The organism is Colwellia sp. 20A7 (assembly GCF_009832865.1).
GTDB lineage: Bacteria > Pseudomonadota > Gammaproteobacteria > Enterobacterales > Alteromonadaceae > Colwellia.
Window position 1 is genome coordinate 877,649 of sequence record NZ_CP047130.1, and the last position, 23,611, is coordinate 901,259.

Genomic DNA, 23,611 nt, shown 5'->3' on the forward strand with positions numbered 1-23,611 from the left:
TTAGTGATTTAATTAGTCAAATACGAAGGGTTTTAATAGATTTAAGCAGCCGTAGGTAGCCTGAATTTCAAACGTGTGTATAGTGTATGAAATGTTAAAGTTGATTATATTTAAGGTGTTTTTCTTCCCATATTTGTATTGACTAAAAACTTTAAGTGACCCGATGCTTGCCCTAGGAAGCTGGCATTGGGGATCTAATAAGCCAAACTCTTTATATTTTTCAGCTGGATTCGACGGCTGTTTTGCCCGCTTCAATTCAATACTATGTGCTGAATTGAAGCCTAAGGCCTTAGGTACTTAGCGCGTAAATCACTAAAGTAGAACTAGGCATTGCACTCAATATAGATGACAGGCATATTCATGTAATAATTACTCCATAGGTATACGAATGAAAACAATCATTAGCTTATTGGTTGCCATTTTAATCGCAACCCCTGCTATAGCAGCAAACTAAGAGATACAGTCCTTTAGTAAAGCCAAAAGGCTATTAGAGCAAAAGGTATATAACGAACATCGAAAAACACTTTATTGTGATGCAGAGTTTACTGCCAACAAAGAAGTAATACCGCCCAAGGGGTTTTCCACTGATAAATATGAGAAACGCGCTAAAAAAATAGAATGGGAACATACCTTACCAGCAGAGAACTTTGGGCGTACTTTCAGTGAGTGGCGTGATGGTCATGAGCAATGTGTTAGCAGTAAAGGAAAGGCATTCAAAGGCCGTAAATGTGCAGAGAAAGTAAATATTGAATATCGATACATGCAAGCAGACATGTTTAACCTTTATCCTGCTATAGGTGCGGTTAATGCTTTAAGAAGTAACTATAACTTCACCATGCTACCTGATGTTAAAAGTGATTTTGGTAGTTGTGCTATGAAAATTGAAAACCGTAAAGCTGAGCCACCTGAAAACTCAAGAGGAAGAATCGCACGTACTTATTTATACATGGAAGATACTTATAAACGATATAACATGAGTAAAGCACAACGCCAGTTAATGACTGCTTGGGATAAAATGTATCCCGTAGATTCGTGGGAGTGTAGCAGAGCAGAGAAAATTACTGTGCTACAGAAAAGCCAGAATAACATTGTTAAAAGTCGGTGTGATACTTTAAACCTTTAGTTGATATACGTCACATAAAGTCAGTAAATTCGGGGTTGTAATCAATCTTATCAAATAAGAACGAATCTACATCACCCCGTTTCACTTGTTCAATGTATAAAAATGCTAGGTCTATTGAGCCAAAGTAAATATCGATTGCGTTAAGGGCGTGTGATTTAGAGTGAGTTAGCTCTGTATGTTGGTTAGTCGCTATAAATAACCAAGTATCAACAAGTACGACTGGTGGGTATCCTTTCATATCGTCATCATCCTTAATGTCTCGTTATTTAACTATAGAAGACCATTTTTAGAATGCAAATTTTGACAATGGATATTTCAACTGTGGTCTAAATCAAGATTAAAACGTTACTGAAATAGCGGCGGTTGAACATTGGTTTAGATTTAGTCGGTATAACTAATTATTGAGTCTTAGAAGTTAAATATACACTAAGCTGCTTGCTCATTAATATGACTTGCAGCCTTCACTGCACTATCGGTATGAAACAACTTAACACCTTCTTTTTCTGCTATCTCTGAAACCATATCTACAGTTTCACGCAAACGAATAACCGCTTTATCAGACAAGGTGGGATCATCAAAAGATGGTGTACCTATAATTATTTCATATTGCTCGGGCTTAATTAGAAGTGATGATTTTTTAAAAGATTCTAGGTCAAGCAATTTAGCCTTAACAGAACTTAGTGAACCAGATAAACGGGTAGGAACTAGCAAGCCAAAATTTGAAACATAGGTATCCGTATAAAACCCATATGAAGTCATGACATTGGACTTACTAACCTTAATTTTTTGGTTAAAGCAAGTTAGCAATCTTGGGTTTATTTGCTTTAGTTCTTCAGCAATACTCCTTGACCACTGTTCATTTTGTTTCTTAGGCTGAATATCTTCATCATCACGCTCAGCATCTAAAGCTATATTACTCAAACTTGCCGAAAAACGTATAGCTTGTTTTAAAATCCCTTCAATATTTTCATCTGCGGCCAGATGAACATTTCCCGTAGTTAACCCACCAAATGGTGGACACCAACTATTTAATGCACCATTTTGATTGATTTCACTTCGAGCAGATTCGATCGCCCAATCAATTATCCCTTGCATACTATTTGATTGAGAGCCATATAAGCAATCTAATAATTCCGACCTAAGTGCTTGTAGAATTTTATGCTCCGAATTTTTTCCTATAGCTACAACTGCTATAGCAATTTTCTCACCTGATCCAACTATTGGTTCCAAATAAATTGTTTGCCAACATCCATTATAGGAAGGGGATTCTGGAAATAAAGAGTTTAAAGTATTCAAATCGCCATCTCCTGTTGTTTTAAGTTAAGCCTTTTAGCGAAAAGCTTTTCAAGTACTATTATTCTATTTTCTAAAAAAGATATTACGCTTAAAACTTCTTCATCACTGAGGTATGAGGTGGCATATGTCTTGTCAGAGATAAGAGAAAAAGGGAATTTTTCGTATTGAGGGATAATTGAGGTTTTTACATTCCTATTTACTTTATATTTTTCAAATTCACTTTGTGAAGAATATATAGCATCAATAATAATATTCGCTCTGGCCGCAGAATCAAAAGCTAAATTTGGATCTATTGCATTTTCATGATCAATAAACGAAAAGTGATTTCCACCATCATATAATATATTCCCTTGGTTTCTATCCCAATTACCAATCCACTCATCAAAAACAGCAATATCGAGAGTTCTTGAAAACTCTATCAACTTGGTCATTGCGAGCTGTTCGTTACTATTTATATATCGTCGAAAACTTGGGTATGCTGCATCCTCTGACCCAAAAGCCAATCGAAATTGACCTACAGGAATACCAGAAAAGTTTTCATTTGTTACTTTTACTATTATTGGTTTAGGGATAGGCAGACCAATATAGCGCCCGATTATTGCACAAACACATTCAACATATAACTTATGAAGCGATATTTGCTTCACAAAAGCAACAATGACTTTTTCATGTGTCTTTACATGTGCTTTCCATGTTGGATTAACATTTTGGTCATTAAACAGTTGTGCACCAGGTAGCATTACCCCAATTTTAATTTGTTCCATTTTTTACGGTTTCCTAATTTCCTATCAGGTTATGAATCCATCTTAACAGGTAGAGTAAATTGCTCAACTGGTTTAGTTAAGATAACCTTTCACAATTCATACTTATACAGCGTTAGTCATTAGCTTTCAACTAACGCTTTGTAAACAGTAGCTCTAGCACAGCCAATGCTTTTAGCTATCTGCATCTTATTCAAACCTTCAGCATATTTTAACCTGATTTTCTCATGAAGTGCCACATCTACAGGCTTGCCTTTGTACTTTCCTTTTTGTTTGGCAATGGCAATGCCTTCGCGTTGGCGCTCTAAAATCATGGCACGCTCAAATTGATAAATACCACCAAGCATAGTCAGCATTAGCTGCTGCATTGGATTACCTTCGCCAGTAAATTCTAAGTGCTCTTTATGAAACTTAAGGCTTATGCCTTGTTCAATAAACTGTTTAACTAATCGCAGTAAATCTTCGGTATTACGAGCCATGCGGCTAATATCGTGACAATGAATGATATCGCCTTCACGGGCATATTCAATTAGCTGTTTTAAAGCGGGTCGGTTAGTATCTTTACCGCTGCACTTGTCTGTAAATGAATTGTCTAGCTCAACATTTAATAGTTGACGCTCAGTATTTTGATCTGCTGTTGAAACTCTGATGTAACCTATATTCTCTGACATAATTTTGTACCGTCTGTTTTAAGTCTTAGAGCTCCACGGTAACTGGCTATTTATCTAGCCTCAAGAGTTAAAATAGACACTATTAGGCAATGAGACATACGGCTGTTTTGACTGTACTTAAAGTAAGCATATATGATGCTGTCAAGGATTAACGTCAAGCTTTCTTATATTTCCAAATTAAAAAGTAACACTCGAAGATATTAGATGACATAAGATCAAGAAACACCTGTCCGTCGAGTGATCGATAATTCTCTATTAGTCATACTGTTAGATATTTCGAAATCGACTTTAATAGAAAAGTCCTGCTCACTTGGCACTACGACTTCATCTGAGCGCTTACCACCCAACATCAGTGATGACACTACCCCAGAAATCACCTTGCTTCCTGTGCTCTTATTATGGGCAAAAATTTCATCACCTATTTTAATCGTAAACTGTTCCTCATCAACATTTATTGCTTTACCTACAAAGCCAAAACTGCTCTGTAAAGGGAAGGCTCGGTCAGCAGTCCCAATAACAAATCGAGCTTTACCGTGAAATACAATCTCTTCAAATGAACGATACAAAATTGAAGCTAACGCGACACCGAAATGTCTTAAAAAACTAGCACGCTCAATGATTAGATCAAAGGACTCAATGGAACGCTCAAATGAACCGTGAGCTATTTCATTTCTTAGCTGAGCTAGTTCGCCCAGTTCATACTCAAGCCAGTTCTTAAGTGCTGACTTATTCTCTGTAGTCTCTTGCTGCTGCCTAAGCGCCAGTTGATTTGTAACATTGTCAAAACCAAGAGTTCTGTAGGCTATGTGACTAACACCTACTTGGGCAAAGTATGATTGAATCAATTCATAGCGAAAGTTAGCAGTGTGGGCTGAAAATGCTTTGCTGTTTAATGAATATTCATTAGTCTCTTGTAGAAATGAATGTAGGTTCTCGATAACTTGTTTTTCACAATTTTTCTTTACACTATCATCTTGGTTTCGATCTTTTCCTATTTTAGTAAGAAATTGCATCGATAACTCAAGGTGCCTCTCTTTTATGGCTTTTGGCAAAGCTGATACTGGAATAGATGCCTCGTTGATACTGGTGATGAACTCCTCAGCAAGCTTCTGGAGAAAGCTTTCAAGGTAACCGTATAGCGAAATTATTGAATTAGTGTAAATGAATTCTTTCGACGATATACCAGACGGTTTTACGACTGTAGCTAAGTGAAGGTTTATCAATTCATGTAATTCGTTTCCTGTTGAGCAAGATTTTACAAGTTCTTTGAAGAATTTTTCTTTCTGTTCTTCAAAACTCAAATGTTGAATTAACCCATCGATCTTATCGGAAAATTCGTCACAGCAAATAAACATAGTTACAAAAACCTTGCAATGAAATCAGCTAATAAATTCTCTCTTTCCTTCAAAGCTGCAGCATTAACATTGCGACCCCCAAAAGCTTCATAGTTACTTTGATAAAAGTTGATCATAGCAGCCTGAATGTTCGCTTTAAGAGCAATCAATGTATCCTTGTGGTGAATATTTTGGCTAAGTACTAGCATCATTGGATCATAGACAGCAACAGTAGGGCGTTCGTACCAGGCCCATTGTCCTTTACGTTCTCGGTACAAATAGAATGCTTGCTCTCCGAAAACCTCATATGCCAAGTCTATACTTTCATTGAATAAAGAGGATAGAGCATCAAGCGTTTCTTGTGATAAGTAGTTTGCTTGCTCAAGGTATCGATCCAGATATTTTTCTAGTGAACCTGTATGTAGTTGGTGTTTTTGTCTATATGCGAAGAATCGAAGTACCAATTCAACATCACCCATAGTTTTGAATAGTTTATTGGCCGCTCGAGCAGTATGGATACCGTTACTACCTTCAATGTATAACGGAATTCCCCAAGTTTTACACAGAGACTCATTTTCAGATAAGGCTATGCAAAGCTTATTAAGTTTTCCATCAAAATTGGCATTACGCTTTTCTTGCGCTTCTAGCTTCTCACCACCGCTATTTATGCGGTCAAAAACCATTTGTTTAAGCTGTTCAGCTTGTTCGGGTGTTTTAGCTGTTTCATTTAATAATATGATCGAAGAAACATACCTACGATCTATCCCTTGTTTAACCACCTTAGGCAATTCGTGGTATCGCTTTCCGTTTAACTCAGGCCATTTAGTCAACTCTTCTAGTTCAAACTCATTCTCATAGAATGAAGAAATTGCAGTGAGGCGCTGAAGTCCATCCATTACTTCGTAACATGAGAAGTCATATTCATATAAGAAAATAGGAGGTAACGGAACATTCATAATAAGCGATTCGATAAGTGCAGAACGTTTCGCGTTGGACCAACGATGACGGCGTTGATATTCAGGATTCATCTTATAGTCATCACTACTGACCATTGATGCAATGGTATTTAAGGGATATCGAGCTTGCTCTGTAACGATCCGGATTTCACCATCTCGGTATTTTTTATTTATCTCATCGTCCGTCATTATTACTTCAGGTATCTTTCCATCACCTAGCTTAAGCTCTTCATTTTCGAGTAATTCGATTTCCATTATCAGCCTTAACCGGGTACAGAAACCCGATAATTATAGTTTTTCTGGTCAATATCTTAGCACTAATCGAATTATAATGTCCTGAGCTTTAATTTACTTACAAGAAAACTAAACGCATTAATTAAAAATAAACCTGTATATTTGAACAGTTGCTTTTGATATCATATTCAAAATAAATATTGTTCGTTGAAACTATCCAGTTGATAAGAAGTTTATTACTTAACAACAGATACTTCGACAGACTTTGCCCTTATTTTCAGGTACGATTTAGCTCACAGCTACGTAGTAGAAAATAAAAATAAGGGCAAATCATGTTTCAAGATGAGCATCAGGTTATTAAGGCTATTTATGACCACTTTTATAGTTTGGACTCTAACGGAGTAATCCCAATCAATTTGAGAGCTCCAACATTAGTAGGTACTACTCAGGATGATCCGTTTGATTGTCTGATTGAACATACCTTAAGCTCAGCATTTCCTCAATTAGAAGTGTTTAGCTCAGGTAAGTTGATGACCCCAGATATTATTGTTCGTGATCGTGCATCTGGTATCATTGTTGGTATTGAAGTGAAGAAATTAATACAAAAACCGAATGGGGCTGATTCTCGTGGTTTAACCATGGATTATAATAGTTGTTTGCCCTGTGGGAAGACACAAATTAAAGTCGGCAAAATGGTGACAGATATTCCTTGTTATTATTTGTTCGCTCTTCTCAGTAATGATAGTTCCAGCATTGTAACCTTGATTTTGATGCATGGTGATTTTATCAATAATGATTTTGAACTTCATAAGTATGCTAAGACTGCTAATCAAAGCGAATACGGACATGGAGCATATGGAGAAGGTTCTGTACGTCATAGAGCTATGTATACATACGTTAATCCATTGAACTCGAAGCTATCTAGTTTTTTTGGTCGAAAGACATTTGTACTGCCTAAAGCTGCAAGTGACCAACTTGGATATTCGAATTTAGTAGCACAAGAAATAGTGAGGACGGATTTGCAGGGTAACGACAATGCTTATTCCGTAGTTGATAACTCCGTACAACCTCAATTGAAGCCAACAGAATTAAGAGATATTTTTGCTAATGCCAAAGCTCGTAAAGCTAAAGAACGGAATTCAGCATCAATGCCTCAATTAGATGAGATTTAATGACAAAGATTATTGAGCAAGATTTTCCATTTGAAAGCATCGATCCTATTGCGGAGAGCGAGAGTTATCGAAAGGAAATAAACAGACCTATTTATCACATCCATAAATGGTGGGCTAAGAGGCTAGGTAGCGTATTTCGCTCTATTGTTTCTGGTTCACTTGCAGAAAATGAATGGCCTGATTTCCACGAAAAACAAAACTTCAAAGGCAGTGTAGTACTAGATCCATTTATGGGGTCTGGCACTACTCTTGGCGAAGCTGCAAAGCTTGGTGCCAAGGCGATTGGTTGTGACGTTAATCCTGTAAGTACTTTTCTAGTACGTCAAGCTCTAACGGCAGTTGATAAGCGACTATTAGAAGCAGAGTTCGATGCAATCGAAGTAGATGTTCGAGAGAAAATCCAGAACTTTTATACTACTAGAGTTCCTGGCGGTAAAAACCCGACAAAAGCACTTTACTACTTTTGGGTCAAAGTGGTAACAACACCAGATGGAGAAGATGTTCCTCTGTTCTCAAGTTATGTATTCAGCAAAAATGCTTATGCGAGTAAGAAACCACAAGCACAGCTTTTATGCCCGTCATGTGGAGAAATATTTCAGGACCTTTACAATGCAATTAAAGTTAAATGTCCTAATTGTCATCACGATTACAATCCTCAAGAAGGTCCTGTAAATCGCTCAACAGTCACGGATTCACTAGGCAACAGTTTCAAGGTTAAAGAATTAGCGACTAGCGTAAATACCCCGCCTAAACATCACCTTTATGCGATCATGGCTTTAAATGAAGCAGGTAACAAGGTCTATATCAAACCTACAGAGTTTGATCATGAGTTATTGAAAGAAGCTTCTGACTTGCTAGAAGAACTTGGTAATGAGTTGCCGTTACCTACAATGGATGTTCGACCTGGTCACAACACAAATCAGGCAAGAGGTTATAACTACAAGTATTGGAGAGATTTTTTCAATGACAGGCAACTGCTGACTCTTGGTTTATTGCTGCAACGAATCCTTCAGATTAAGGATACAACTATTAGAGACCACTTTGTTTGTTTATTCAGCGGTACATTAGAGTTTAATAACCTGTTTTGCAGCTTTAAAGGTGAAGGTACTGGTGCTGTTCGTCATATGTTCTCAAACCATATTCTAAAGCCAGAGCGGACTCCCCTAGAAAATAGTGTTTGGGGAGTTAATGGTAAAAGTAGTGGAACGTTTAGTAGTTTATTTAAGAGCCGTTTACTCAAAGCTAAAGCATATCTAGAAGAACCGTTCGATATAGTTATTGAGAATATTAATGAAGGTAAAAAGAGTACTAAGCGTGTTTGTAGTGATCCTATCGATCACCAGCTTTGTGATAAATATGATGAGTTCACAAAGCATGATAGAGCAACATTAGTACTAAATGGAGATAGCTCTCAATTACCTATTCCAGATTGTTCGGTACATGCAATTGTTACGGATCCTCCTTATTTTGACTTTGTTCATTACAGTGAGTTAAGTGATTTCTTTTATGCTTGGTTGAGCAATGCACTAGGTGACGAGTACACTTATCTTTCAAGGCCGGATTCATCTCACGAAAACGAGGTTCAGGATGCTAATAATGAAAGTTTCGCTAGAAAAATTTGCAGCGTATTTGAAGAATGTCATCGTGTGCTGGTTGATGAGGGATTATTGAGCTTTAGTTATCACCATTCAACTATTCCTGGCTGGATGGCTATCTACAATGCAATCACACGATCGAACTTTGATATTGTTGCGGCTCATCCTGTTAAGGCAGAAATGTCTGTTGCTAGCCCTAAGAGTAAATCCAAAAATCCAATCAACATAGATGCGATACTAGTTTGTAAGAAAGAGCAAAAACCACCTCGTATAGACAATGCTAAAGATGAAATAGTAAAACGTTTCAATTCTTATATAGAGCGGTTTGAAGCTATTAAGCGTAATCTTAGCGATGGTGATAAGTTTGTTATTGTATGCTCGCAAGCAATATCTATTGCTTCATGCTTAAAAATGAGTGAATCTGATGCTGAAACTCTTGTTACTTGGTCTGTGAACACTTTGGTCTGTAAACTACATACCTAAACGATAACTAAGAGTTATTAATAGATTCACAACCAATGATTTGGTATTACTAACTCAAAAGAGCTTGCAGCGTATTTGAGCATAGATAATATTTCTTTGTGTTTGGCTTGGTCATACGATTGATGGTTTTTACGTTGTTCAATAATTATCTGTAAGCGTGGCAAGTTAAACATGCCTAACTTATAAAAATTATTCCATGATGGAGTGCCGAATAGATTATAGATGATTTCTGTACCATCTCGTTCACTGGCTAGTCGTTTTTCACCAGAGATCAGGGCTTCTGCTTTTTCAGCTTCGTCACGATTTTCGTAAGAATTGAGTAATTTCATTTATTCAAAGCGGCAATGTAAATAGGGTCTATGCAATCAATATTAACAATTTGATGATGATAATATAAGGTTGTTAGTTGAAGTTTATTGATGTGGAGGCACATTATTGAATGAATATTTGAAGTGGCTGTGATTTCGGCCTCTTAATTAGATATGTTTCGTTTTAAATATCTATAATTGGATTGTGTCAAATTACAGTAAAAACAATATTTTAATTGTTTGTCTTGAGTTAACGAATAAGTCAGCTCTCCCATATTATATACACCCTCGTTTTTTAAATTCAGCTTCCCAGCTTTTGAATTGTTCAATTTGTTTATCCAATGACCTTTTGTTTATATGTCTAACCTTTCTCTCTCTTTTCTCAAACTTGACCCCAGAAAGTTCCTCTTCAAACATGCTAGGAACAACATGACTATAGTGCTGTTCAATCATTGCAGTACTAGTACCACATTGTTTGGCTAATATATCAATGCGTAAATCACGACGTAGCAATTGCCAAGTAATATAAGAGTGGCGCAATGAATAAAGTGTTCTAGCACCATCGGGTGAATCTTTTAAATCACAAGCCTCAAGTACTTTCCTGAAGTTTACACCAAGCTCATTAGTTTCCTCACCATCGGATAATCTAAATAATTTATCTTTTGGCTTTCTATTTGGGAATCTATCACGTAATGTTTCTAAAGTACCCCATATTTTGTCACGGCAAATAACTGTTCGAGTTCCTGTATGTTTGCTGGTTTTTCCTTTTCTTATTTTTACCTTGAAACGTACATTATTATCTTGGCGAGCCATTTCAATATCCCCCCAAGTTATGCCTTCCATTTCAGTACCTGGGCGTATGCCAGTGTATACAGCAAACTCCATATAGTTGAGTAACAGCTCTCTTATTAACTTTGTTTTCTCTTTGCGGCTGTTATCAATCATATTGAGTAGCGTATCAAAAACTTTATCGTATTCATCTTCCGTAAATGCTGCTCGACGCTTTCCATTTTCACCTTGTGAAGTAAGAATAGGAACTTGGGCAGCAATCATCCATTTACTTTCGATGGCTTCTTTAAATACCATATTCATTGCAGAATTATGAGTAAGAATAGTTGATTTTGCAGGCATACGACCAAGCTGTTCTATACGCCACTTATTAAATTGGCGTATTTTATCTTGATCAATGGAGGTTATGTACATTCGGTCGAAGTAGGGGATATGATATTTATTCAGGACTAGGATATAATCACGGTAGATAACTTTTCCACCACCATTATCTAACTCGTATTGTAACTTTTCGATAGTTTTGGCGGCAACATCTTTGAATCGTTTACTCTCCACAAGTAGGTTGTTATCAGCTTTTACTTGGTATTCCATATAAATCATATGGGCACGTGCAATGGCTTTTTGTAGGTCTTTTTCTTTGGTGGCTTTCGAATACCACTTTCTATATAGTACAAAGCGACAATACCAACGTTCGCTATTGTCTTGAAGGTAGACGTATAAACCGTCTTGAATATTGTGTCGTGAGATTTGAATAGTCATGAAATCTAGTATGACTATTCACAGTGTGATTTGCAAAGTTTTTGCAAAGTGTGTTAATTTTGTTTTAAGTGGTTGATTATAAATGTTACTTTTTGACACGCTCTGTTCAAAATCCCCTGTCGCAAGACGTGTCGGTTCGAGTCCGACCGCTGGTACCACCATTATAAAGCCCTGATTCGTAAGAGTCGGGGCTTTTTTATGTCAAAATGAGACATATAATCAGATTTAAAATGAAGGATAGTAGTTTGCCTCTAATTAAATTAAAGAACATTTAAATGTCAGCATTCGTTAAAATTAAATCGATAAAATCATCATTGTCCACCAGTGAAACTAAATTAGCGGATTTTATTTTAGAATCATCTAATGTTATTCGAACACTCTCATCTCTTGAATTATCCAAAGTAGTTGGTGTTAGCCAGTCAAGTGTAATTAAGTTTTCCCAAAAACTTGGTTATAAAGGTTATCCAGCGTTCAAGTTAGCACTTATTGATACATCAAATAACGAATTTTTTGCAACAAAAATTCATGGTGAAATTACATTAAATGATAGCTTAGAAATGATTTCTTCAAAAATGTTAAATAGCAAACGGTCAGTACTTAATGAAACAATAAACCTTAACGAACAATGTTTTTTTGAACAAGCAATTAAAATGATCAAATCTGCAAAACGTATGGTAATTTGTGGTTTAGGGGGCTCGGCTTTAGTAGGTAAAGATTTTTCCTACAAGTTACAAAAATTAGGAATAGCGGCTATAGCTGACTCGAATGTACATTCGCAATTAGCTTATGTGACAAGCTTTACTAGTCATGACTTAGTTTTTGCAATCAGTGAGTCGGGTTCAACACATGAAGTAATTAAAATTACTGAACAAGCAAAAAAAACAATTGCAAAGTTATTTCGTTAACCAGGTATGGAAAAAACGCGGTTTCAGAAAATGCTGACTTGAGGCTTTATTCTGTTGCAGAAATAGAGTCTATCCGTTTATCTTCAGTTCTATCGCGAACCTCACAAGAGTTTATTATCGATATTTTATTTGTTGCAATTACTCAATCATCCCGGCAAGAACGAAAAATTCTAGAAAAAACGATTGAAGTGATTAAGGAATTTCGCCGAAATTAACAATCGGGTACAATGGTAAAAATATTTCGGTCAGAAATAAATATATTATGAATATTTTTATGTTTCATTAGACCTGAGAGTATTGTTATCGATGGTTATATTGTTTATTTTTGTAAAATTTTTAACATCTACATTATTACATTTTTTATATCGAATATTTTTCAACGGCTTTACGTAAGAATCCATTAGTGGACTCGAGCATTGCATTGCCTTGAGCAACAGATATACCTGTTAATACTAATAGTATAGCTAGCTTAGCATTATTATCGGCACGTTTTAATGCCGAGACACCTGTTTGGTAATCACAATCTGTTGCTTGCATCACAATTCTAATAGCTCGAGCGTAAAGTTTTTCATTGCTGGCATTAACATCAATCATTAAATTACGATAAACTTTACCATTACGAATCATACTGGCAGTACTTAGCATATTTAAAATTAATTTTTGTGCTGTACCAGATTTCATACGTGTAGAACCCGTTAAGGCTTCAGGTCCAACTATAGCACATAGGTTTATATCATTAGCTTTATTAAATTCTTCATTGAGACTACAGCTTAGACCCACTACTGTTGCGCCAACACTTTTACCATATTTCATCGCTGAAATTACGTAAGGAGTACGGCCGCTTGCCGCAATACCAACTAGCACGTCTTTACTAGATAACGTTATCGCTTGCAAATCTTTGATTGCCAATTCAGTACTGTCTTCTGCTCCTTCAACTGCTTTTTGTATCGCCTGATTACCTCCTGCAATAATACCTATAACTTGTTTATCTGAAACACTAAAAGTAGGGGGGCACTCTGCAGCATCAAGTATGCCAAGGCGACCACTAGTCCCTGCGCCAATGTAAATTAAACGGCCACCAAGATCAAAAGCATTACATATTTTATCAACAGCTTGAGAAATCTCAGGAAGAATAACTTCAACGGCACTTGCAACTTTTTTATCTTCATTATTTATTTTTTTTAAAATGTCAATGGTACTAAGTAAATCAATATCGAGGGTGTCTTTATTTTGCCCTTCAGTTGTAATGCTGTTTAGATCATAAACTAATTTAGCTTGTCTAGTTTTCATATGTTATTTTTCCTTGATAAGTTTAAATTTACTAAAGCTATATTTATTAGTTTTTTACAGCTGTGATTCTTGTTCAATATGCAATGAATCAACTTGATATTGAGCTAATGACGGTTCCTCTATCTTTCTTCTTTGTCCTATCATACACACAATAGTTGAAATTAAGGTGGCTATACAAAGTTTCCAAGTAAAGGCTAAGTCAAAAGACATGGATCCTGGTAAGTAAAGAGTTTGAATATAAGGCTGAAATAATAAAGTAGTAATAAAACCAGTAATTAATGCAGCAGAAACAGATTTTTCGCTGCCCCTGTTCGTAAATAAAGCTGTGAAGTACACCCCAAGCAAGCCACTATAAGAAAAAAGCATAACGCTTAACGCAAAAGTTAATAATGGTATATCGCTGTACTGTTGCCAATAAAAACATAATACCGCCATTGATATTAATGCAATACATACGATAACCATGCTAAATTTTCCTGCCTTAACATAGTGGCTATCGTTAAGTTTAAGACCTTTTTTTTCTTTGTATGGGCGATAGAGATCTTGAACTATGACTGATGACATAGAACTTAGCCCCGAATTTAGTGTAGACAATGCAGCCGCAATTATACCTATAGTAACTAAACCACGCACACCTGACGGTATCTCATTGAGAACATAAGACATAAATACAGTAACTTTCTCACCGTCAAAAGTTTTAATAGTGTGAGTTATAGACTCATTAAACATTAAGTCAGGTCGTTGATAAAAGATATATAGCAATAAACCGATAATTAAAAAAAGTAACATGACAGGGATTACCATTACTACTGAAAATAACATTGCTTTACTCCCTTCTTTAGCTGTTTTACAGGTCAATACTCTTTGAGTCATGTCTTGATCTAATCCAAAAGCAGCAATATTTAAAAGTACAAAACCTGTGATTGATGACCAAAAATTAAAGACTCCAGAGCTAGTAAAGTCAAAATTAAACTTAAAGATAGCCAACTTCGATGATTCACCAATTCCAGGGTTTTGTAAGACAGATATTATTTTATCGAAATCAGCAGGGATCGAAATGTATAAAAAATAGATAACAAAAACCGCTGCGCTTATATAAACGAAACATTGTATTACGTCAGAATAGATAACCGAACGAATGCCTCCAAAGACTGAAAAACATAAACCAATAACACCAATGATAAAACATGAAATAAATACACTTTCGCTATCAATATTGCCAAATAAAATCATTGAAACAGCTATAGCAGCCATATATAAACGCGCACCACTGGCAAAAACTCGACCAAATAAATACATTATCCCTGCATGCTTCTTAGCAGAAGGGCCTATTTTCTGTTCAAGTAATTCATAGACAGTATAAACATTATTTTCATAGAATTTAGGAATGAGATAAACGGCAACTAAAAAGGCCGCTATGAAAGCACCTATATTAGTTGCCAAATATGATAAATCACCTCTATAGCCCATATCAGGGCCGCCTAAAAATGTGGCTGCTGATTGTGAGGTTGCTAATACGGATATAGCGACCATCCACATAGGCATTGAGTTTCCACCTAAAAAATAATCGTCGCTATGAGTAACTTTCTTACGATTGACGTACCAACCACTAACAAGTAATAATAAGGCATACCCCAAAAAGACAGCCCAATCTAGCTCTGTATATGTAACTGACATTAAATAAACCTTAAAATATACTAACTATAACTACATAAAATTAAGAATATAATATTCCTTTCTTTATGTAAATGGTGGATTTAAATATTCCTGACTGACGTTGATAACTATGTTGTTTCAAATTGATGAGTCTTGATTTTTTTATAAAAGTAATGATTAAATTTAAGTACCTATTCTATATATGAAGGTACTACGATAAACAATTCCATTAAATACTTCCTTAGAATAAAATAGTTTTTATTTAGCTGTAAAAGAAGGAGGTTGAGCATGTATTATTGAGTTACTACTCAAAGTAGAGAGCTTCATCTAAACTAGGTATATATGTCATCCAATCTAATCAGGAAAGCTTACTTTTCCCATCGTAACATTAGGGATTTTTTGTTCTTCATTTCCAAAAGCTATAGTATTGCCAGCAAGACACTCATTAGCTAATATAGCGAATAACACCGCCTCTTTAGCATCAGGGGCAATACCTAATTCTTGAGTATTGTAAATAGTTTTTATTTGTGGTGAAAGAGATAATATATTATGCATCAATAAGGGGTTATGAATCCCACCACCACTAGCGTACAGTGAAAATTCTCCCAAATTTTTAGTACATTGATTTATTGCTTTGGAAATCATTTCGGCAGTAAAACGGTTAAGTGTAGCCATTACATCAATATGGCTGATATTTTTTGTGTTTGATGCCTGTTGAGCATGTTCTAAATAAGCTAAGTTGAAGACTTCTGGACCCGTTGTTTTTGGCATGTTTAAGGAAAAAAAGACATCTTGTTTTAGTGCATAAAGTAATTGTTGATTTATTTCACCTTGACGCGCTATTTCACTATTTTTATCATAATCAAGTCCGCTATAGTATCGTTGTACATATGCATCCATTATTGTATTGCCAGGGCCAACATCAGAACTAAAAACTTTAGATGAATCTGGTGATTTTGGTAAGTAAGTTAAATTAGCAATACCGCCCATATTTAATAAAACTCGATTCTCTAATTTGCTTGAAAAAAATAAATAGTCACCATATACAGCCAAAGGAGCGCCTTCTCCACCTGCAGCTATATGTTTCTGCCGAAAGTCAGCTACTGTAATGATTCCGGTTTTTACTGCTAAATGGCAACTATCGCCAATTTGTAAAGTACCATTACCAAAATCGGCTTGCCCATGTTGATGTTCAGGGCAGTGATAAATTGTTTGTCCATGACTTGCTATTACATCGATATCACTCGCTTTGATTCCCCAATGTATTAAACATTGATTGATCATTTCACCGTGTAAACTCCCTATCCATGGATTAAGTAAAGTTATTTGCTCTAAATCAACCTGCCGTTTAGCAAAAACATTCTTTATTTTTTTCTTATAATTATCATCATAATCTATTGTCAAAAATTTTAATAATTCAATTTCAGTATCAAAGCCAGAATGACTAATTTTACATAATGCTATATCAAGACCATCTAATGAGGTTCCACTCATGAGTCCTATGATCAGCCGTGTTTTTTTTCTAGCGCAAAGGGAAAGTTGTTCTATATGTTTATGCATAATTATACCAACAATTTACATTGAATTATCAGGAATACTTTATACCAAAATATTAAATATACAAGAATTTTTATTGCAAATGAGTTTTGTATACGCTACAAATATAGTTATGCCAAAAGAGTAACTATAGGAATGAAGTAATGAAACATGAAATGAATCAAAAAAAAAATAAACAACATCTAATCACTCCAGTCGCCTTAGCTGTAATGGTTGTATTTTCCAACGGTCAGGCGTTTGCATCTGAAGATAATAACGAGGAAAAGGCAAAGGTTGAGGTAATTACTGTTACAGGCTCTAGAATTCAGCGGGCTGAATTAGTATCGAGCAGCCCTGTATCTAGTATTGGTGAGGAGCAAATCCAATTAGATCGGGCTGTTAATGTTGAAGATATTACTTCTAAACTGCCACAAGCGGCAGCAGGAGCCAATAGCACTGGTGCAACTGTAGGTGATTCATTCGGTTCATCAACAATTGACTTGAGAGGCTTAGGGCAAAACCGTACCTTAGTCTTAATTAATGGAACCCGTGCAGTTCCATTTAGTTTTCGTAATTCTGTTGACGTTAATACTATACCTGCGGGGCTAATTAAGCGTGTAGATGTACTTACTGGAGGAGCCGCAGCTATTTATGGTGCAGATGCAGTTGCAGGTGTTGTCAATTTTATTTTAGATGATAACTTTAACGGTGTTGAATTTTCAACTAGCTATGAAACTGCAGATGGTGGTAATGAAAAATTCAACATCGAAGGTATTTTCGGTGGTGATATTGCGGATGAGCGCGGCCATATTACTGGATATGTTAGTTATGCAGAACGAAGTGAATTACTAGCGGGTGAGCGGGATTATGCACTAAAAAATAGCACGGCAATGATCAATGAGGGAGGATATTATACTGATGTCGCTAGCGGTAATACCTTTGGCATTAGTGATACCGGTTCATTGGTTGATAGTCGCGAGACTACCAATTTCGCTGCTGATAGATACTTAACTCAACCGATGAATCGTCTTTCAACAGGAATCATTTTTGATTTCGATGTAAATGACGATATGACTGCATATGGTCGAGCAATGTACTCGAAAGTTAACGTAAAAGGGGCTGGAGCTAGCGGTCAAACGCCCATTTTCGTAAACGAACAAGTAACACTAACTCAAGACAATCCATATATATCAGACGAAATACAGAATCAACTTACATTCGATGCTGATGGCAACGCATTAGTTAATGTTGAGCGTAATTTGGGTCTAGGTGTTCAACACACTAAAGCTATGCGAGATTCATTACAATTTCAATTGGGGCTAAAAGGCTATATAACCGATGGTTTAAGTTTCGATATATACGGACAATATGGTCAAACCGATGAAACAGCAACTATATTTAATAATGCAATTAAGATCAATAAAAATGGTGAGAGTAACTTTGCAAATATAGCTAATACTATCGATATTTTTTCACCGTCTTTGGATTTTAGTGAATTTAGTGATCCACTTATATATGCTACTCGTAACCGTACTCAAAGCGTATTGTCTGCTACTATTTCTGGTGATTCAAGTCCTGTGTTTGAGCTGCCAGCAGGGGCTGTTGATTTTGCTATAGGGTATGAATACCGTAAGGAAACTGGTAAACAAACTCCAGGAGACGCATTTAGAAATGGGACGAGTTTTTCCTCGATTAGTGCATTTGATATGGATGCAAGTTTTTCTAGTAAGGAGTTTTATGTCGAAATGTTAGTACCTGTCGTGGAAGATGTTGCTTTCGCTGATGAAATTAGCATTGAAGGTGCTTATCGTATCTCTAATTATTCGAATACTAAAGCAGCTGATACATATAAAATAGGCATCAACTGGGCTATTAATAGTGAAATTCGACTTCGTGCAAATAAATTAACCGCTTTTAGAGCACCAAATTTAGGTGAATTTGCTAGTCCTATAACTGCCTTATCATTATCATTGTTTGATCAAAATAGCGATCAATTTGTAGCTCGTTTAGCTGGACGTTATGATGGTGATCCATGTTTATTAGGCACTGGAGATGCGACGCAATGCGCTGCATTCGGTGCTGCAAGTGTTGGTACACCTTTTGATTCTTCAACTGCTCAGTATACTTTTGGCGGGAACCCTGAAATTAAACCTGAAGAAGCTGAATCAAGTACAGTAGGTTTAGTATATACGCCTGATTTTATCGAGGGTTTCAACCTTTCAGTCGATTATTATAATATATTAGTGACTGATGCAGTAAGCCAAATTCAACCAGGTGCCGCATTACAAAGTTGTTATATAGATAATCCTGATCCTAGTAACCCGTTATGTGGTGCAGTATTACGTGATCCTAGCACGGGCCTTATTAGTACTGCGATTGTTAATGACTTTAACCTTGCATCAATTGAGCAGACTGGTATTGATATTGCGATAAATTATTTATTTGACGCACCAAGAGAAATGGGTGGTAAGTTTAAGTTGTCTTATCAAGGAAATATTATAACTAAACAAACACGTCAAAATAACTCAACAGTACCTGAAACTGATTGTAAAGGTACATACGGAAGCTCATGTTCTGGTGACTTCGCCAGTATATTACAAGCAGATTACAAACATCGTGCAACATTTGATTGGCGTTTAGATGATGTGAGTTTGCAACTTGGCTGGCGTCGGATAGGTGAGGTCGATTACTCTGTAGATCGCAGTGAAACAATATCGGCACAAAATTACATTGATTTATCATCATCTTGGCAAGTTTCTGAAAATGTGGCTGTAAACTTAGGCATTGATAATCTTCTGGATAAAAAACCACCGACACCTTTGATTGGAGCAAACCACTTTAATACAGTAAGTGATTATAGTGTTATTGGTCGAACAGTAGGCATAGCAGTGAGATACACTCCAAGTTATTAATGGTTATCTTTATAAGTGGTGAGCTTTTTTGTGCTCACCACTTTGTTGATGATGAAGCATTTCGCATGGGTTTAGGTTTGAAAAAAAATTATCTTAATCAGCCATGTTTATCGTGACGATAGAATTACTTTAAATGTGAGTACTTAAATTTTTCTAGATATAATTCTAATATGCCAATTATTTTTGCTTATTAGATTACAAAATAACTCAGGTATAAGTTATAGTTCTTAAAAGTAAGGTAATATATTAGCAAGCAATTAATAGTGCTTACTCTTTTGTGTGCATGTCATTATGATGAATGGTCTTATCATGTTCACTATGCTATTCCAAGGAATCAGTTGTCTGATAATATTGAACTTCAAGTCCTTACTAATATTCGGAAGGTTTCTCATGGCAGCTACAGCACACGCACTTCATATATTAGTTAAGCACAAAGCACTTGCCGAAGATATTATTAAGCAGTTAGGTAAAGGTGCTAAGTTTCAAACGTTAGCTAAAAAGCATTCGTCATGCCCATCAGGTAAGAAGGGTGGTGATTTAGGTGAATTTAGACGAGGTCAAATGGTGCCGCAGTTTGATAAGGTAGCTTTTAGTGGTGCAATATTAGATCCTCATCTAGTTAAAACTAAGTTTGGTTGGCATGTAATTAAGGTACTTTACCGGACCTAATTGAGTGCTAGTGTTAAAAATCTTATCAGGTAACGCTTTTCATCCCAAAACCATTCGTTAGTTAATAATAACTCCTTCTATTTATTTCTATATATAGAGAAACATGTTCTTTATGGTTGTAGAGAGTTATACAGAACATGCATTATTTATATCTTTAATCTATTTCTTTCATCTTTAATGTAAAACCAAAACTTTCTAACTAGGTGTTCAAGTTAATCAATCTTAAGTTTCACCTTTATAGTTAAAATTGAATTAACAGCAGTTAAACATATAAGTTACGGCTTATTGATGTAGGTGCGAACATTAGTGGAGTTATATTATCCATAAGAGGATGATTATTCAGTCCTACAGATAAAGTAACTCAAGGTAATATCTTACTAGAATCGCCTATTTGTATGATGAGCTGTTTAAAAAATATCGTATTTGATGCTTTAACGATCATAGTTGACCTTATCTTTAAAAAAGAACAGAAATTTAAGGATTAATTGAAAAAAAGTGTTGACGTACAGTCAGAAATCTCTACAATGCGCTCCAGTTCCAAGGGGTTCAGGCAAAACGAATCATCAACGGGCTGTTTTAATAAGTTATCTACTCTCATTTAATGATAAGTAGTTAACTTAACGTTTTAAAATGAAGGGTTTGAGAGTTTGCAAAAACTTTTAAATAAATCAAAATAAAATGTTGACATTAAAACTCGGAAGCGTATTATACGCATCCTGCTTCGGGGCGACAGCATCGAAGCCAAGTAAATAACGAATGAGATTATTTACTCCTTACCTTTATAAGGTGAGCTTCTTTAACAATTAGTTATCATGCAATTTGTGTGAATACTCACATTAACTTGTTTTTACATAGTTTCTCGCTCTTGTAGCAAGGAACAAAAAAACGCTTAATGAATGATGTTCATGCAAATAAATATAGTTACTTATTTCTAGCGAGATAGGTAGCGACTATGTAATGCGATATCAGCTTCGCCTTTTATTAGGTTGAGAGGATATCACGACAGAATTCATTGAGCAGTAACACATCACTTTTACTTAGGTAAGAATGGTGGGGTTACACAAACGATTTTTAATTGAAGAGTTTGATCATGGCTCAGATTGAACGCTGGCGGCAGGCTTAACACATGCAAGTCGAGCGGTAACAGAGATAGCTTGCTATCTGCTGACGAGCGGCGGACGGGTGAGTAATGCTTGGGAATATGCCTTATGGTGGGGGACAACAGTTGGAAACGACTGCTAATACCGCATAACGTCTACGGACCAAAGGGGGGGATCTTCGGACCTCTCGCCATTTGATTAGCCCAAGTGAGATTAGCTAGTTGGTGAGGTAATGGCTCACCAAGGCGACGATCTCTAGCTGGTTTGAGAGGATGATCAGCCACACTGGGACTGAGACACGGCCCAGACTCCTACGGGAGGCAGCAGTGGGGAATATTGCACAATGGGCGAAAGCCTGATGCAGCCATGCCGCGTGTGTGAAGAAGGCCTTCGGGTTGTAAAGCACTTTCAGTTGTGAGGAAAGGGATGTAGTTAATAGCTGCATTCTGTGACGTTAACAACAGAAGAAGCACCGGCTAACTTCGTGCCAGCAGCCGCGGTAATACGAGGGGTGCAAGCGTTAATCGGAATTACTGGGCGTAAAGCGTTCGTAGGCGGTTTATTAAGCAAGATGTGAAAGCCCAGGGCTCAACCTTGGAACTGCATTTTGAACTGGTAGACTAGAGTACTGTAGAGGGTGGTGGAATTTCCAGTGTAGCGGTGAAATGCGTAGAGATTGGAAGGAACATCAGTGGCGAAGGCGGCCACCTGGACAGATACTGACGCTGAGGAACGAAAGCGTGGGGAGCGAACAGGATTAGATACCCTGGTAGTCCACGCCGTAAACGATGTCAACTAGCCGTTTGTGCCCTTGAGGCGTGAGTGGCGCAGCTAACGCACTAAGTTGACCGCCTGGGGAGTACGGCCGCAAGGTTAAAACTCAAATGAATTGACGGGGGCCCGCACAAGCGGTGGAGCATGTGGTTTAATTCGATGCAACGCGAAGAACCTTACCATCCCTTGACATCCAGAGAAGAGACTAGAGATAGACTTGTGCCTTCGGGAACTCTGTGACAGGTGCTGCATGGCTGTCGTCAGCTCGTGTTGTGAAATGTTGGGTTAAGTCCCGCAACGAGCGCAACCCCTATCCTTATTTGCCAGCGCGTTATGGCGGGAACTCTAAGGAGACTGCCGGTGATAAACCGGAGGAAGGTGGGGACGACGTCAAGTCATCATGGCCCTTACGGGATGGGCTACACACGTGCTACAATGGCAGGTACAGAGGGCAGCAATACCGCGAGGTTGAGCGAATCCCACAAAGCTTGTCGTAGTCCGGATCGGAGTCTGCAACTCGACTCCGTGAAGTCGGAATCGCTAGTAATCGTAGATCAGAATGCTACGGTGAATACGTTCCCGGGCCTTGTACACACCGCCCGTCACACCATGGGAGTGGGATGCAAAAGAAGTGGCTAGTTTAACCTTCGGGAGGACGGTCACCACTTTGTGTTTCATGACTGGGGTGAAGTCGTAACAAGGTAACCCTAGGGGAACCTGGGGTTGGATCACCTCCTTATCTTGAAGTAAAGACGAATAATGGAAGCTTCGGCTTCAGAGTATTCACACAAATTGTATGATAATGAAATGAAGAAAAAAGCTCAGTAGGGCTTGTTGATAAAATAGGTCTGTAGCTCAGCTGGTTAGAGCGCACCCCTGATAAGGGTGAGGTCGGCAGTTCAAGTCTGCCCAGACCTACCAATTTCGTGTTATATCTGCGTAAGTTCGCAGTCTCGTGTAGAAAAGACTACACGTCGCTACAAACCACCTTGAGATAAAACGAAATGGTATTAATTCTTCATAAAAGAAAGAAGCCAAATTTAAATACGCTTGTTAAGTGATTTTAAATTTGGTTTTTACTCTCCATTAGGAGGGTAATCAAGTTTTTAACCGAATGTGAGTTAAAAATTAGTTCTTTAACAATCTGGAAAGCTGATATAAATATCGGTATTTATATGACAAACACGGTGTCGCGCTGTTGTTTGTTACAGTATAAATACCAAGCTGTTACAACATTCTCTTATCGTGAATGCTGTAATGGTGATAATGCATCCCCCAAGGATGTATT

At 36.9% G+C, this 23,611-nt stretch carries 18 protein-coding genes, 1 tRNA gene and 1 rRNA gene; 9 read left to right on the top strand and 11 right to left on the bottom strand.

Annotated elements, in window-relative coordinates; genetic code table 11:
* Positions 1–457 precede the first annotated feature (457 nt).
* Positions 458–1,123 carry an endonuclease gene (locus tag GQS55_RS03825; RefSeq protein ID WP_236559827.1) on the top strand — a complete coding sequence of 222 codons (666 nt, stop codon included), beginning with the start codon at positions 458–460 and terminating at the stop codon, positions 1,121–1,123.
* 10 nt (positions 1,124–1,133) lie between these two features.
* Here the strand turns inward: GQS55_RS03825 and GQS55_RS03830 are convergent, their stop codons facing one another.
* From GQS55_RS03830 to GQS55_RS03855, 6 genes are all read right to left on the bottom strand, one after another.
* A complete protein-coding gene (locus GQS55_RS03830; RefSeq protein ID WP_159818127.1) occupies positions 1,134–1,361 on the bottom strand; it encodes a hypothetical protein in 228 nt (75 codons plus the stop codon).
* Positions 1,362–1,549: 188 nt separating this feature from the next.
* Positions 1,550–2,419 (bottom strand): hypothetical protein, encoded by an 870-nt coding sequence (locus tag GQS55_RS03835; protein ID WP_159818129.1) that lies wholly within the window; start codon positions 2,417–2,419, stop codon positions 1,550–1,552.
* A complete protein-coding gene (locus tag GQS55_RS03840) occupies positions 2,416–3,183 on the bottom strand; it encodes a HipA family kinase (RefSeq protein WP_159818131.1) in 768 nt (255 codons plus the stop codon). The genes GQS55_RS03835 and GQS55_RS03840 overlap by 4 nt, the downstream gene beginning before the upstream one ends.
* A 119-nt stretch (positions 3,184–3,302) precedes the next feature.
* The gene (locus tag GQS55_RS03845) at positions 3,303–3,851 is read right to left on the bottom strand and encodes a recombinase family protein (protein ID WP_159818133.1); all 549 of its coding nucleotides are present in this window, start codon (positions 3,849–3,851) and stop codon (positions 3,303–3,305) included.
* Positions 3,852–4,066: 215 nt separating this feature from the next.
* Positions 4,067–5,074, bottom strand: coding sequence for a HEPN domain-containing protein (locus tag GQS55_RS03850; protein WP_236559753.1), 1,008 nt, complete (start codon positions 5,072–5,074; stop codon positions 4,067–4,069).
* A 134-nt stretch (positions 5,075–5,208) separates the two neighbouring features.
* Entirely contained in the window at positions 5,209–6,330 is a 1,122-nt protein-coding gene (locus GQS55_RS03855; RefSeq protein ID WP_236559754.1) for a DUF262 domain-containing protein, read from the bottom strand.
* Between the two features lie 377 nt (positions 6,331–6,707).
* On the opposite strand from GQS55_RS03855, the gene GQS55_RS03860 reads away from it, so the two are divergent.
* Positions 6,708–7,547: a hypothetical protein gene (locus tag GQS55_RS03860; RefSeq protein WP_159818139.1), complete on the top strand. Its 840-nt coding sequence runs from the start codon at positions 6,708–6,710 to the stop codon at positions 7,545–7,547.
* The gene (locus GQS55_RS03865; protein WP_159818141.1) at positions 7,547–9,625 is read left to right on the top strand and encodes a DNA methyltransferase; all 2,079 of its coding nucleotides are present in this window, start codon (positions 7,547–7,549) and stop codon (positions 9,623–9,625) included. The genes GQS55_RS03860 and GQS55_RS03865 overlap by 1 nt, the downstream gene beginning before the upstream one ends.
* A 26-nt stretch (positions 9,626–9,651) precedes the next feature.
* Here GQS55_RS03865 and GQS55_RS03870 read toward each other — a convergent pair whose 3' ends face one another.
* A complete protein-coding gene (locus GQS55_RS03870; protein ID WP_159818143.1) occupies positions 9,652–9,954 on the bottom strand; it encodes a hypothetical protein in 303 nt (100 codons plus the stop codon).
* A gap of 255 nt (positions 9,955–10,209) precedes the next feature.
* Positions 10,210–11,481: a tyrosine-type recombinase/integrase gene (locus GQS55_RS03875; protein WP_159818144.1), complete on the bottom strand. Its 1,272-nt coding sequence runs from the start codon at positions 11,479–11,481 to the stop codon at positions 10,210–10,212.
* A 275-nt stretch (positions 11,482–11,756) separates the two neighbouring features.
* Here GQS55_RS03875 and GQS55_RS03880 point away from each other — a divergent pair, with 275 nt between their 5' ends.
* Together GQS55_RS03880 and GQS55_RS19950 are read left to right on the top strand one after the other, a co-directional pair.
* Positions 11,757–12,386, top strand: coding sequence for an SIS domain-containing protein (locus GQS55_RS03880; RefSeq protein WP_236559755.1), 630 nt, complete (start codon positions 11,757–11,759; stop codon positions 12,384–12,386).
* 38 nt (positions 12,387–12,424) lie between these two features.
* Complete coding sequence (locus tag GQS55_RS19950; protein WP_236559756.1) at positions 12,425–12,601, top strand: hypothetical protein; 177 nt, start codon at positions 12,425–12,427, stop codon at positions 12,599–12,601.
* Positions 12,602–12,746: 145 nt separating this feature from the next.
* Here GQS55_RS19950 and murQ read toward each other — a convergent pair whose 3' ends face one another.
* The 3 genes from murQ to GQS55_RS03895 form a co-directional block, all read right to left on the bottom strand.
* Positions 12,747–13,676, bottom strand: coding sequence for an N-acetylmuramic acid 6-phosphate etherase (gene murQ, locus GQS55_RS03885; protein WP_159818146.1), 930 nt, complete (start codon positions 13,674–13,676; stop codon positions 12,747–12,749).
* A gap of 54 nt (positions 13,677–13,730) precedes the next feature.
* Positions 13,731–15,353: a sodium:solute symporter gene (locus GQS55_RS03890; RefSeq protein ID WP_159818148.1), complete on the bottom strand. Its 1,623-nt coding sequence runs from the start codon at positions 15,351–15,353 to the stop codon at positions 13,731–13,733.
* Positions 15,354–15,686: 333 nt separating this feature from the next.
* Positions 15,687–16,892 (bottom strand): anhydro-N-acetylmuramic acid kinase, encoded by a 1,206-nt coding sequence (locus tag GQS55_RS03895; protein ID WP_159818150.1) that lies wholly within the window; start codon positions 16,890–16,892, stop codon positions 15,687–15,689.
* A gap of 140 nt (positions 16,893–17,032) precedes the next feature.
* On the opposite strand from GQS55_RS03895, the gene GQS55_RS03900 reads away from it, so the two are divergent.
* The 4 genes from GQS55_RS03900 to GQS55_RS03915 all read left to right on the top strand — a co-directional run bounded on the left by GQS55_RS03900 (position 17,033) and on the right by GQS55_RS03915 (position 23,244).
* Positions 17,033–19,780 (top strand): TonB-dependent receptor domain-containing protein, encoded by a 2,748-nt coding sequence (locus GQS55_RS03900; RefSeq protein ID WP_159818152.1) that lies wholly within the window; start codon positions 17,033–17,035, stop codon positions 19,778–19,780.
* 390 nt (positions 19,781–20,170) lie between these two features.
* Positions 20,171–20,449, top strand: a complete 279-nt coding sequence (ppiC, locus tag GQS55_RS03905; RefSeq protein ID WP_159818154.1) for a peptidylprolyl isomerase PpiC — start codon at positions 20,171–20,173, stop codon at positions 20,447–20,449.
* Positions 20,450–21,521: 1,072 nt separating this feature from the next.
* Positions 21,522–23,062, top strand: a 16S ribosomal RNA gene (locus GQS55_RS03910).
* Between the two features lie 105 nt (positions 23,063–23,167).
* Positions 23,168–23,244 (top strand) — tRNA-Ile (locus GQS55_RS03915).
* The last annotated feature ends 367 nt before the right edge of the window (positions 23,245–23,611 follow it).